The sequence below is a fragment of the Photobacterium pectinilyticum genome, assembly GCF_024357955.1.
Lineage (GTDB): Bacteria > Pseudomonadota > Gammaproteobacteria > Enterobacterales > Vibrionaceae > Photobacterium > Photobacterium pectinilyticum.
On sequence record NZ_JANEYT010000020.1, the window covers coordinates 70,757 to 83,437 of the forward strand.

Here is a 12,681-nt window from a genome sequence, read left to right on the forward strand (position 1 = left end):
TAACTGAATCGTATGCGATTAAGCGAGTTTCTGCTTAACGAACTCAACGATATCAGCCACAGCAACACCTTCTTTGGTACCAGCACGACGGTCTTTGTATTCCATCTCGCCGTTTTCTAGGCTGCGGTTACCGATCACGATAGTGTGTGGGATACCCACTAATTCGTGGTCTGCGAACATAACACCTGGACGCTCTTTACGGTCGTCGAACAGAACGTCGATACCAGCAGCCGTTAGGTCAGCGTATAGCTTTTCAGCCGCTTCCTTCACTTCTGCCGATTTCGCCATGTTCATTGGAACGATTGATACCTGGAACGGTGCAAGTGCTGCTGGCCAGATAATGCCGTTTTCATCGTGGTTTTGTTCTATGGCTGATGCAACAACACGTGATACACCAATACCGTAACAGCCCATTTCTAGAATAACGTTTTTGCCATCAGGACCAAGTACGCCACAGTTCATCTTCTCTGAGTAGTTAGTACCTAGTTGGAAGATATGGCCGACTTCGATACCACGCTTAAGCTGGATAGTACCTTGGCCGCATGGGCTTGGGTCGCCTTCAACCACATTACGTAGATCTTCAACTTGACCGAGTTCTACGTCACGACCCCAGTTGATGCCGAAGTAGTGTTTGTCGTCAACGTTAGCGCCAGCACCGAAATCGCTCATTACAGCAACTGTGCGGTCAACGATAAATGGTAGTTCAAGGCCAACAGGGCCAAGTGAACCTGGACCTGCACCGATAAGTGCGCGGATTTCCTCTTCCGTTGCCATCTCTAGTGGAGAGGCGACTTCTTTTAGGTTTTCCGCTTTTACTTCGTTCAGCTCGTGATCACCACGGATGATCAGTGCGATGATGTCGGCATCAACCTCATCAGACGCTTTAACGAATAGCGTCTTAACGGTTTTCTCGATAGCTAGGCCGTGCTGTTCAACAAGCTCGGCAATCGTTTTAGCGTTTGGCGTATCAACCAGCGTCATCTCTTGCGTTGGCGCTGCAAGTTCCATCGCAGGCGCTAGTGCTTCTGCTTTTTCGATGTTGGCCGCGTAATCAGACTCGCTAGAGAAGGCAATCAAGTCTTCGCCGCTTTCTGCCAATACGTGGAACTCGTGAGAGCCACTACCACCGATTGCACCGGTATCAGCCAGTACTGGGCGGTAATCAAGACCCATGCGGTCGAATGCCTTACAGTATGCTTCATGCATCGCATCGTAAGATTGCTTAAGGCCGTCTTTGTCGATGTCAAAGCTGTAGGCATCCATCATGCTAAATTCACGTGCACGCATTGCACCAAAACGAGGGCGTCTTTCGTCACGGAATTTGGTCTGGATTTGGTACAGGTTTAGCGGAAGCTGCTTGTAAGAGCTTACTTCGTTACGCACAAGGCTGGTAACGACTTCTTCTGCTGTCGGGCTAAGTACAAACGGACGATCATGGCGGTCAGTAAAGCGAAGTAGCTCAGCGCCCATCTTTTCAGATCGACCTGTCTCTTCCCATAGTTCAAACGGCTGAACTACGGGCATCAAAATTTCAACAGCACCTGCATTGTTGATTTCTTCGCGAACAATGTTCTCGACTTTACGTAAAACGCGCAGACCAGTAGGCAGCCAGGTGTAAAGACCTGAAGCCAGCTTACGGATCATACCTGCACGAAGCATTAGCTGATGACTAACAACTTCTGCGTCATTTGGAGTCTCCTTCAGGGTAGAAAGAAGATAGTTACTGGTACGCATTGATGGTATCCGTTTGTTTGATGAAAATAAGGGGATTTGGGGCTTGCCCCAGCCGCCTATAAGGGCGGTAACCGCATATACTACCAGCCCAATGGCCGTTAGCCAAAGAGATTGGGGTCCCCGGAACCAGAATTTCCACTGGAATTTACGGGGTATAGATAACCTCGGGTTATTTTTCTAGTGGCTTATCCAGAGCTATAACGGTGACCGCGTCCTGGCTGACGGTAAATTTAACATTGTAGTCGAACAGGTGAACCGCGTATTCCTTGGCGTCTGCTTTGCCTTTTTTGTAAGCCGGGCGCGGATCTTGTGCCAGTACTTCTTCAATCACCGCACGCTGTCGGGCTAATTGTTTACCTGTGAGTTGGCCTTCGGCCTTTTCGGTAAAGACCACAGGCAGGGTAGCTGGCTCACCATCAGCAAAGCCGCCATGGGCGTCGGGGAGGCTATCGGAGTATGGGATGTAGGGTTTGATATCGACAATCGGCGTACCGTCAACCAGATCGACCCCGCCGAGTTCGATGATGACATCACTGCCTTGTTGACGCACACCGATTAGCTCGACGGCTGACATCCCGATTCCATTGGGACGAAAGGTTGCCCGGCTGGCAAATACACCGATGCGCTCGTTACCGCCCAAGCGGGGAGGCCTGACGGTTGGCCGCCATCCAGCTTCCAGATTCTGATCAAACAAAAAGAGTAACCACAGGTGGCTGAACTGTTCCAGTCCACGTACCGCTTCCAAAGCATTGGCTTCTCCTTGGAGAATAACGTCGGATCGAGCGCTGGGTACCAGTCCCGGCTGACGGGGCACGGCAAACTTTTCTTTGTACGGCGAGCGGACAATACCGATAGGTTCTATTTGGTAAGGCATAGTAGTTCGGGCAATGCGTTGTGGGTCATGGCGCTGAACATAGCATTATGGCTGGGGCAAAAAAAGCCCCGGCGTAATGGCCGGGGCTGTTGTTGGCTGATATCAGAGGGAGGCTAGGTGGGTAATTACCAACCTTTAACTACGCCACCTTGGAAGATTTCTTTTGCCGCTTCGTACACAACATCTGACTGGTAAGCCTTGATGAAGGTCTGAACATTCTCGGCATCGACATTATCTTCGCGGGCTACAATCAGGTTCACATATGGAGACTCTTTGTCTTCAACAAACACACCGTCACGTTCTGGTGCTAGGTTGATGCTGCTCGCGTATGTTGTGTTGATGATTGCTAGTTGCACATCATCCAGTGAACGAGGTAGCTGGGCGGCTTCTAGTTCAACAATCTTTAGATCTTTTGGATTTTCAATGATATCCAATACCGTTGCTGTTAGGCCGGCATCTTCTTTCAGTGTCAGTAAACCTTGCTGCTCAAGTAGAAGCAGTGATCGGCCAAGGTTGGTTGGATCGTTTGGTACTGCGATTTGATCGCCGTCTTTTAGTTCGTCAACCGATTCAATTTTGCTTGAGTAACCGGCAATCGGGTAAACGAAAGTATTACCAGCGACCGCAAACTTATAACCGCGGTCTGAAATTTGTTGATCAAGGTAAGGCTTGTGCTGGAAAGCATTGATATCAATCGAGCCCTCTTCCAGCGCTGCATTTGGTGATACGTAATCCGTGAAGGCGATAAGCTCCACATCAAGGCCGTATTTCTCCTTGGCTTCTTGGGCCGCAATTTCCGCTACTTGCTCTTCAGCGCCCGCCATAACCCCAATTTTAATTTTGCTGTTATCAACGACAGCGTCTTTCTCGCCACAGCCAGCCAGGACCAATGCTGATGCCAAACCGGCGACGGCGAACAAATTCTTCAAATTAAAAGCCATGTTACTTCTCCTTAAAAACTGGGGTTGTCCGTAATACTAGATGGAATATGTGTCTTCTGTATTTTGTAATCAGTGTTGTTTGTTATCTGTGCTGTTCACTATCGGTGATCGAAGCGCTTGACCAGATGGTCGCCAGCAGACTGGATGATCTGAACCAGAATGACCAGCATCACGACCGTGATAAGCATGACAGTGCCGTCAAAGCGTTGGTAGCCGTAGCGGATCCCCACATCACCCAAGCCACCGCCGCCGACAGTACCGGCCATTGCCGAGTAGCTGACCAGGGTCACTAGAGTAATGGTCACCGCGTTGAAAATACCTGGCATGGCCTCAGGTAGCAGTACCTTGGTAATGATTTGGCGTGGGGTTGCACCCATCGCCTGCGCAGCTTCCACCAAACCGGTCGGGACTTCTAGCAATGCTCCTTCAACCAGGCGGGCGATGAACGGGATTGCGCCGACAGTCAATGGCACGATTGCCGCGGCGGTGCCGATAGAGCTGCCGACCACGAAGCGGGTGAACGGGATAATCGCGACCAGCAAGATGATAAAGGGAATAGAGCGACCAATATTGGTCACAATACCCAGTACTTTATTGACTGCAGGGTTTGCCAGTAGGCCGTTTGCTTTGGTTAGGTGCAGGGCAACACCAACTGGGATTCCGATCAAAAAGCCAATCAGGCCAGAGGCAAACACCATGATCAGGGTTTGGCCGAGGGCATCAATAAGCAGGTCAACCAAACGCTCGTTCTGGGCCCACCAGGTGGTAATTGAATCAAGCAACATAGCCCAATACCTCTACATTTACTTTGTGATCACGAAGGAAGTTAATGGCTTGCTCTGCCGCTTGTTCGGTACCGAATAACTCGGCTAGCATTAGGCCAAATTTGACGCCGCCGGCGTAGTCCATATCTGAGCTTAAGATGCTGATATCAATATTGAACTCTCGAGCTACCTGAGAAATCAGAGGGGCATCAACAGAGGCACCTGTAAACTCAAGGCGGATCAGCGGGTAGCTGTTTGCAACACGGGTTTCTACCATTCGTGCGCGGTAGTCTTCCGGAATAGAAAGATCCAACGTCGAGCGGATGAAGTCACGTGCTAACTCGGTTTTCGGGTGGGCAAAGATATCACCGACCGGGCCTTTTTCGACCAGCTCACCGTCACCGATGATGGCTACTTCGGAGCAGATACTTTTCACCACATCCATCTCGTGGGTGATCAGTAAGATAGTTAGCTCGAGCTTGCGGTTGATTTCCTTTAACAGCGTCAAGATAGATTGGGTTGTTGCTGGGTCAAGTGCGCTGGTGGCTTCGTCACACAGTAGTACCTTAGGATCAGAGGCCAGTGCGCGGGCAATTGCCACACGTTGTTTCTGTCCGCCACTCAAGTTGGACGGGTAGGTGTCGCTCTTGTCGGCCAAACCAACCAGCTCAAGCAGTTCATCGACTTTGGTTTTGATGCCGGCTTTGCTGGTACCTGCCAACTCAAGAGGCAATGCGACATTGTCGAAAACTGTGCGGGAAGACAAAAGGTTGAAGTGCTGGAAGATCATGCCGATCTTGCGGCGAGCTTGGGTCAACTCTTGGTTTGAGAGCTGAGTGAGGTCGATACCATCAACAATGACATGACCACTTGTTGGGCGTTCGAGCAGGTTAACGCAGCGGATCAGGGTGCTTTTACCGGCACCTGAAGAACCAATCACCCCAAAAATGGTGCCTTGCTCAATGGTCAGGTTGATATCACGCAGCGCGTGGATCTCCTTGGCCCCTTGATAGAAGACTTTATTGACTCTGTTTATTTCTATCATCTTATTTCCCAAATCCTATACCGTGTTGATGACGGGCACGCCCATCAATGGCTGCGACCGGTATATTGTTATGTTGTGTATTGCATTTGCATTATTTTATTGATGCTTGAAGCCTGTCTGCCAATTGCATCTATGGCTTTGATGCTATGGGCTAACATAAATGAAGTCAATAGATATTTTTACGTCTGGACGTCTAAATGGCTTTATAGCCATAGTGTCAGTGTGAGTATGATAGATTGTTCTTATTTATACGGTTGAGAGAAACAGGTGAATCCCGTTGCCAGCCGTGCCATAATTTGGGATAACGAATACAGCGAGACAGAGGGCTGACGCTTGGCCAAACCAGCAGTTTTTATTGACCGTGATGGTGTAATTAACATCGATCACGGCTATGTACACACTACCGATGATTTTGAATATGTCGAAGGTGTGTTTGAAGCTTGTAAAAAACTTAAGGCTATGGGGTATATGTTGGTGTTGGTGACAAACCAGTCTGGCATTGCTCGTGGAATGTTTACCGAGGATGATTTCCTGACCCTGACCGAGTGGATGGACTGGAACTTTGTCGACAACGGTGTGGAGTTCGACGGTATTTATTACTGCCCGCACCATCCGACAGAAGGCAAAGGTGATTACCTTCAGGATTGTGAATGTCGCAAACCCAAGCCAGGTATGCTTATCTCTGCCCGTGATTTTCTCAAGATCGATATGGCCAGTTCGGTAATGATCGGTGATAAGGCCGATGACATGAAAGCCGCCGAAGCGGCCGAAGTTGGCACCAAAATCGTGGTGCGAACGGGCAAGCCGGTAACCGCTGAGGGTGAGCAGTTGGCCGATGCTGTGCTAGACAGTGTTGCCGATGTGCCTGCTTGGCTGGCTGCTCAATAAAAGGCTTCATTTATATTGTTGTATCAAGGCTGCATTCGCAGCCTTTTTTGATCTTTTTCTTCTAAATCTCTTCATCTTATCGGTTGTTATTATAAAGTTTAAAGAATCGAGTTTGTAATTTGGCTGTTTTTTATTGCAATTAACCTTGCCATTGTTACGAGCATAGTGCCTGTTTGACATGGAGTCGTTAAAACATGCTGTCATATTTCTTGCGTCGATTGGCATTGGTTGTCCCGACGTTTTTAGGGATCACGATCCTTATCTTTGCCATTACCCGTTTCGTGCCCGGCGGGCCTGTCGAACGGATGCTGGCCAATATGCAGGCACAAGGAGATGGCGCCGCCGCGATGACGTCGGCTGGTGGTAACTCTGCACTGTCTGAAGATCAGATTGCCGAGCTGAACGCCTTTTATGGCTTGGATAAACCCGTTGTGGAAGCCTATACCGAATGGCTGGGCAAGTTGATGGTGTTGGACTTCGGTGAATCGACCCGCTATTACGAGCCGGTCTCCGATATGATTGCCGAGCGATTACCGGTATCACTGTTCTATGGTGGCATGACGTTTTTCATCAGTTATTTCATCTCGATCCCCCTCGGTTACTACAAGGCGCTCAAGCACGGTTCGGTATTTGATTCCGGCTCGTCGATCTTGATTTTTGTTGGCTACGCCTTACCCGGTTATGTGGTGGGTGTCCTGCTCATTACCTTATTTAGCTATCATCTGGAATGGTTCCCGATGGGGGGATTCGCGGGTGATGATTACGATGATTACGAAACCTTTGTTGAGCGGGCCAGGGATGTGATGTGGCATGCGGTGCTGCCGCTGATCTGTTATCTGATCGGTGACTTTGCCACCTTGACCATGACCATGAAAAATAACCTGATGGAGAACCTGTCATCCGACTATATCCGTACCGCAATTGCCAAGGGACTGCCGTTTAAAACGGCAGTACGCAAACATGCCCTGCGCAACAGTTTGATCCCGATTGCCAGCCATTTCGGTAATTCGTTGTTATTTTTCATGACCGGCTCTTTCCTGATTGAGGTTATTTTCAATATTGATGGAATAGGCTTGCTTGGCTACGAGTCGATTATCGAGCGGGATTACCCGGTCGTGATGGGAATTGTGTCTATCAATGCCGGCATGTTGTTGATGGGCAATATTATCTCCGATATCTGTGTTGCCTTGGTTGATCCTCGAGTGAAGTTTGGAGCTTGATCATGTTTAACTTAAACCCTCTGACACTGAGAAAGATCAATCGCTTCAAAGAAATTAAGCGTGGCTACTGGTCTTTCTTGCTGCTTTCATGCTTGTTGGTGTTGTCGCTGTTTGCCGAACTGTTGATCAACAGCAAGGCGTTGGTGATCAAATACAATGGTGAATATAGCTTTCCCGTGCTGTCCGATGTTCGTCTCGGTACTGAATTTGGCCAGTCTTCATCTAGTGAGGCGGATTACCGCGCGCTTCAGAGGCTCTTTGCTGAGCAGGGCGGGGATAATTTTGTAGTGATGCCACTGGTGCCTTGGAACCCCTATGAGCAGGACTTTTCCGGTGATTTTCCGCCCACCGCTCCGAGCGTTGCCGGTCAGCATTATTTGGGAACGGATGTCATTGGTCGGGATATTCTCGCTCGTTTAGTCTACGGTTTTCGAACAGCGATGGGGTTTGCTTTGATCACTATGGCGATCTCTTATGCCATTGGTACCGCGGTAGGCTGTGCAATGGGCTTTTTCGGCGGTAAATTCGACCTGTTTGTCCAGCGCTTGATAGAGGTATGGTCAATGGTACCTTTCCTCTATGTCATTATGATTTTGGTATCGATAACCCAACCGACCTTTACGTTATTTGTCGGGATCAACGTGCTGTTTGGCTGGATGGGGATGACCTGGTACATGCGTACTATGACTTACAAGGAGTCTGCCCGGGAATATGTGATGGCCGCTAAGGCGTTGGGTGCATCAACCGTCCGTATTATCTTCCACCACATCTTACCTAACACTATGGTCATGATTGTCACGCTGGCGCCGTTTACCATCGCCGCCAATATCACCGCGCTGACCGCGCTGGATTACCTTGGTCTTGGCCTTATGCCACCCACTCCGAGCTGGGGAGAGTTACTACAGCAAGGTAAGTCCAACTTGGACTCGCCGTGGATTGTGGCCTCGGTCGTGTCATCGATTGTCTTGGTGTTAGTGATGGTAACTTTCATTGGTGAGGCGATTCGGGCCGCCTTCGATCCGAAGAAATTTACCCGCTATGTATAATACCAACCTGCATAAATATTTGAGCAGTCTTGCAGGTTAAAATCGCTGTTCTCTGCGTTAGAGATTTTGTAATTAGAGCCACTAGTTACTGCAATATCTGCCTTGATAACAATGATTTCTCCATTGCAAATACTTGATCAACTACTTATCCAGATTGGTATAACCTTGGTTTGTAGCTGTTGACATAAGGATATTAATAATGAAAAACATGCTCAAATTGTCAGCTGTCGCGATTATCGCCGCACTCGGAAGTGCTGCGCAGGCGGCAGATCTACCCGCAGATTTGACGTGGGTGTCCAACATGGATGAGCCGTTGTTTGCTTCTCCTGAAGCCAAGTTCGGTGGCACGTTACGCACTCATATGGCCAGCTTTCCACAGACCTTGCGCAGTGTCGGCCCGGATTCCAATTCAGGGCTTCGTCATCACTTCATGGACGGAGTTCCTAAGCTGGCGGCACGTCACCCCAATACTGGAAAGTGGATCCCTCAGTTGGCACAGGAATGGGCCTTTGGTGATGATAACCAGACAGTGTACTTCAAGCTGGATCCCAGCGCTCGTTGGTCGGATGGCGAGAAGGTTACCGCCGATGATTATCTGTTTATGCTGAAGTATTACCGTTCGAAAGACATTATTTCACCTTGGTACAACGATTTCTTCACCAACAAGATCGAGGATGTCGTCAAGCTCGATGATTACACCATCGCGGTGAAGTCTGTCGTCAAAATGACCAATGATGAGCTGATGGTACAGATCAATCTGCCAAGCAACGGCTTGCAGCCAAGGCCTGAGCACTTCTTTAAGCCAAAGAAAGATGAAAATAACGACGGTATCGACGATAACTTTGTTCGACGTTACAACTTCAAGAGCGAGCCGACAACCGGTCCTTATTTCATGGACAAGGTCAAGAAAGGCAAGAGCGTGACCTTCAAACATGTTGGGAAAGACTGGTGGGGTTACAGCAATCGCTATTACCAGAACCGCTATAATGTCGAGAAAGTGCGTTATACGGTGATCCGCGATAGTGACATTGCCCGCAAGCATTTCGAGAAAGGTAATTTAGACACTTTTGGTCTGATTTTACCCAGTCTTTGGCATGAAAAAGCCAATACCAAGCCGTACCAAGATGGTTATATCCATAAATTTTGGGGTTATAACCAGGTTGTACAAGGTGCTGGTGGACTTTGGATCAATACTGCCCAGCCATTACTTGATGATCGTTTTGTCCGTGCCGGGGTGACTTATGCCACCGACTTTGATGGTATGATTGCCAATGTCTTGCGCGGCGATTATGCCCGTAAACCTCATGGTATGGGGTTCGGCCATGGCGGCTATGATCGTAGTGACAATAAAGCGCCTGCCTTTGTTCCTGAGTTGGCGGCAGAGTATTTTGCCAAAGCGGGCTTTGACAAGATCGGACCGGATGGAATCAGGGTAAATGCTGACGGAAAACGCCTAAGCTTCGCTATTACCTATGGGTACCAGCCGCATACACCGAGAATTGCTTATCTGAAAGAGCAGGCAAAGCAAGCCGGTCTTGAATTCACGCTTAATCTTGTCGATGGCTCGTCGGCGTTCAAGTATGTGCTGGAGAAGAAACATGACCTAGCATTTATCAATATGGGCGGTGGCGAAATCCCGGCTTATTGGGAGTATTTACACTCGGCGAATGCTAAGCCGCAGACGAACAACCATACCAATTTCCGTTCTCCGGAAATGGATAAGCTGATCGACAGCTATAACAAAGAATTTGACCTGAAGAAGAAACAAACTATATCCCATCAAATTCAGAAAATGGTCTCTGATGAATACCTGATTGTACCTGGCTACATGGTGCCCTATACCCGAGAAGGGTATTGGCGTTGGTTGAAGTATCCGACGCCGGCCATGACTAAACAGACGGACTCTTTGTTCTCGGTCGTAGATCTGGCCACGTTCTGGATTGATGAGGAAGAAAAGAAAGCCACTCTTTCTGCGATGAAGAAAGGCAAAACTTTTGAACCGGTCACTGTGATCGATGACAACTATAAGCTGTAAGGTCGGTCGACGATGCAAGATGATGTAATTTTAAATGTCCAAGGGTTGGAGACTGAGTTCACTACCGATGACGGTACCGTCAAAATCCTTCATGGCGTCAGTTTCGATGTTCGTAAAGGCCGGACATTGGGCATTGTCGGTGAGTCAGGGTGCGGTAAAAGTGTGACGGCGATGTCGATCATGGGCTTGCTACCCAAGCCCTATGGCCAGGTTGTTGGCGGCCAGATCCTATACCGCGGAACCGATCTGGTGACACTGCCTGTCGAAGAAATGTATGCCATGCGGGGAAACCGGATTTCGATGATTTTTCAGGACCCGATGACCGCACTCAACCCGGTACATTCGGTTGGCCGCCAGCTGATCGAAGTGCTTGAGTTGCACCGACCTGAGCTTAACAAGGGAGAGCGGAATCAGTACGCCTTGGATATGCTCAAGAAGGTTAAAATCCCGATGCCGGAGAAACGGCTAATGGAATACCCGCACAACCTTTCGGGAGGGATGCGTCAGCGGGTAATGATTGCCATGGCACTGGCGTGTAAACCTGACATACTTATTTGTGATGAACCGACAACGGCACTGGATGTTACTGTGCAGGCCTCGATCCTTGAGCTGATTAACGATCTTCAGCAAGAAACCGGCATGTCTGTGATTTTCATCACCCATGACTTGGGCGTTGTTGCTGAAATTTGCGATGATGTTGCGGTGATGTATGGCGGGAAAGTGGTGGAGTTCGCCGACATTTTTGATTTGTTCGACAATCCCCAGCATCCCTATACCGAGCGCTTAATGGGCTTGATGCCTAGCTTGGAAAATGAACCAAAGCAGCCGATTGAAATTAAACCGATTGATGTCACTTTGTTCCCCGAATTCAAGGGATAGTAAAGGGATAAGCAAAGGTTAGATTGAGCGGTATAGGTTGAGTGGAAAAGGGAGAATAAAATGACAGAGTTACTAAGGATAGAAAACCTCAAGCAGCATTTTGTTTCTGGAAAGGGGATTTTTAAAAAAGGCTATACGGTGAAAGCGGTCGACGGGGTGTCTTTTTCCGTTGCTCAAGGCGAAACCTTGGGACTGGTGGGGGAGTCTGGTTGTGGTAAGAGTACCTTAGGTCGGACGATCCTCAAGCTCTATGAACCGACCGAAGGAAAAATTTTCTTCGAGGGTAAAGATATTACTCACCTCACCACCAAAGAGATGCGACCGTTGCGCAAAGACGTGCAAATCGTTTTTCAAGATCCGATGGAGTCGCTTAACCAGCGTCATACCATCGGGGTGATTTTGGAAGAGCCTTTTATTATCCACAAGGTTGGCACACCGGTAGAGCGAAAGCTGTGGGTGAAAGAACTATTAGTTAAAGTGGGCCTGCCGGAGGAAGCCGCTAATCGTTACCCGCATGAGTTTTCTGGAGGGCAGCGCCAGCGAATAGGGATAGCTCGGGCAATTGCCCTAAAGCCCAAACTACTGATCTGCGATGAGTCGGTATCGGCTTTGGATGTGTCGGTCCAGGCCCAGATCCTAAACTTGCTGCTGCAACTCCAGCAGGAGATGAATTTGGCCATCATCTTCATTTCCCACGACCTCTCGGTCGTGAAGCATATCTCCGACCGTGTGGCGGTGATGTATTTTGGCAAAGTGGTTGAGATGGGTGATGCCCGGGAAATATACAGTAACCCGCAGGCTGATTATACCAAGAAGCTACTGTCGGCGATTCCGATCACGCACCCTCGTGACAGGAAGCGCAAGAGGTCTGCAAACAACACCCATGTGGCCTGATTATTAGAAAGCCACATTGAAGGCGGTGAAGAAAGGACAGAGCTTTGAGCTTGTTACGGTAATGGATAGCAAATATAAGCCTTAACCTGTTTTCATTATCAGTGTTAGTCAAGACACTCTGGTGGAGCTCTGTTCTTTTAAGCAGCGAAAAAGGTGGTTGTTGTTCAAATAGCGTTCGAACAGCTTGGGTGGGCCGTTTTTTGTTGATTTAAGGCTTGCCAGTTGATCAGAACTCCCTATAATGCGACCTCACTGACACGGAGCACGGCAACTTAAGCCGCTAACCAATCAGTATTGTTCTTTAACAATTTGACCATGCAATCTGTGTGGGCACTCGTGAAATGATAGTCAACAAAAGAAT

At 48.8% G+C, this 12,681-nt stretch carries 11 protein-coding genes; 6 read left to right on the forward strand and 5 right to left on the reverse strand.

Annotated features, from left to right (window positions below; translation table 11 throughout):
- Positions 1-18: 18 nt before the first annotated feature.
- From NHN17_RS10850 to metN, 5 genes are all read right to left on the reverse strand, one after another.
- Positions 19-1,734 carry a proline--tRNA ligase gene (locus NHN17_RS10850; protein WP_255042472.1) on the reverse strand — a complete coding sequence of 572 codons (1,716 nt, stop codon included), beginning with the start codon at positions 1,732-1,734 and terminating at the stop codon, positions 19-21.
- A gap of 169 nt (positions 1,735-1,903) precedes the next feature.
- Entirely contained in the window at positions 1,904-2,608 is a 705-nt protein-coding gene (gene tsaA / locus NHN17_RS10855; protein WP_255042474.1) for a tRNA (N6-threonylcarbamoyladenosine(37)-N6)-methyltransferase TrmO, read from the reverse strand.
- A 125-nt stretch (positions 2,609-2,733) separates the two neighbouring features.
- On the reverse strand, positions 2,734-3,549 hold the full coding sequence (locus NHN17_RS10860) for a MetQ/NlpA family lipoprotein (RefSeq protein WP_255042476.1): 816 nt from the start codon (positions 3,547-3,549) through the stop codon (positions 2,734-2,736).
- A 98-nt stretch (positions 3,550-3,647) separates the two neighbouring features.
- Positions 3,648-4,334: a methionine ABC transporter permease gene (locus NHN17_RS10865; protein WP_255042477.1), complete on the reverse strand. Its 687-nt coding sequence runs from the start codon at positions 4,332-4,334 to the stop codon at positions 3,648-3,650.
- Complete coding sequence (gene metN / locus NHN17_RS10870; RefSeq protein ID WP_255042478.1) at positions 4,324-5,358, reverse strand: methionine ABC transporter ATP-binding protein MetN; 1,035 nt, start codon at positions 5,356-5,358, stop codon at positions 4,324-4,326. The genes NHN17_RS10865 and metN overlap by 11 nt, the downstream gene beginning before the upstream one ends.
- Positions 5,359-5,691: 333 nt before the next feature.
- On the opposite strand from metN, the gene gmhB reads away from it, so the two are divergent.
- From gmhB to NHN17_RS10900, 6 genes are all read left to right on the forward strand, one after another.
- The gene (gmhB, locus tag NHN17_RS10875; protein ID WP_255042480.1) at positions 5,692-6,246 is read left to right on the forward strand and encodes a D-glycero-beta-D-manno-heptose 1,7-bisphosphate 7-phosphatase; all 555 of its coding nucleotides are present in this window, start codon (positions 5,692-5,694) and stop codon (positions 6,244-6,246) included.
- A 194-nt stretch (positions 6,247-6,440) separates the two neighbouring features.
- Positions 6,441-7,466, forward strand: a complete 1,026-nt coding sequence (locus NHN17_RS10880) for an ABC transporter permease subunit (RefSeq protein ID WP_255042481.1) — start codon at positions 6,441-6,443, stop codon at positions 7,464-7,466.
- A gap of 2 nt (positions 7,467-7,468) precedes the next feature.
- Positions 7,469-8,512, forward strand: coding sequence for an ABC transporter permease (locus NHN17_RS10885; RefSeq protein WP_255042482.1), 1,044 nt, complete (start codon positions 7,469-7,471; stop codon positions 8,510-8,512).
- Between the two features lie 208 nt (positions 8,513-8,720).
- A complete protein-coding gene (locus tag NHN17_RS10890) occupies positions 8,721-10,547 on the forward strand; it encodes an extracellular solute-binding protein (protein WP_255042499.1) in 1,827 nt (608 codons plus the stop codon).
- A 12-nt stretch (positions 10,548-10,559) separates the two neighbouring features.
- Positions 10,560-11,426, forward strand: a complete 867-nt coding sequence (locus tag NHN17_RS10895) for an ABC transporter ATP-binding protein (RefSeq protein ID WP_255042483.1) — start codon at positions 10,560-10,562, stop codon at positions 11,424-11,426.
- Between the two features lie 60 nt (positions 11,427-11,486).
- Complete coding sequence (locus tag NHN17_RS10900) at positions 11,487-12,320, forward strand: ABC transporter ATP-binding protein (protein ID WP_255042487.1); 834 nt, start codon at positions 11,487-11,489, stop codon at positions 12,318-12,320.
- Positions 12,321-12,681 lie beyond the last annotated feature (361 nt).

Coding starts and splice junctions, on each gene's coding strand:
- NHN17_RS10885 (WP_255042482.1), top strand. CDS start 7,469: ATGTTTAACTTAAACCCTCTGACACTGAGAAAGATCAATCGCTTCAAA.
- NHN17_RS10900 (WP_255042487.1), top strand. CDS start 11,487: ATGACAGAGTTACTAAGGATAGAAAACCTCAAGCAGCATTTTGTTTCT.
- NHN17_RS10860 (WP_255042476.1), bottom strand. CDS start 3,549: ATGGCTTTTAATTTGAAGAATTTGTTCGCCGTCGCCGGTTTGGCATCA.
- NHN17_RS10895 (WP_255042483.1), top strand. CDS start 10,560: ATGCAAGATGATGTAATTTTAAATGTCCAAGGGTTGGAGACTGAGTTC.
- metN (WP_255042478.1), bottom strand. CDS start 5,358: ATGATAGAAATAAACAGAGTCAATAAAGTCTTCTATCAAGGGGCCAAG.
- tsaA (WP_255042474.1), bottom strand. CDS start 2,608: ATGCCTTACCAAATAGAACCTATCGGTATTGTCCGCTCGCCGTACAAA.
- NHN17_RS10890 (WP_255042499.1), top strand. CDS start 8,721: ATGCTCAAATTGTCAGCTGTCGCGATTATCGCCGCACTCGGAAGTGCT.
- NHN17_RS10850 (WP_255042472.1), bottom strand. CDS start 1,734: ATGCGTACCAGTAACTATCTTCTTTCTACCCTGAAGGAGACTCCAAAT.
- NHN17_RS10880 (WP_255042481.1), top strand. CDS start 6,441: ATGCTGTCATATTTCTTGCGTCGATTGGCATTGGTTGTCCCGACGTTT.
- NHN17_RS10865 (WP_255042477.1), bottom strand. CDS start 4,334: ATGTTGCTTGATTCAATTACCACCTGGTGGGCCCAGAACGAGCGTTTG.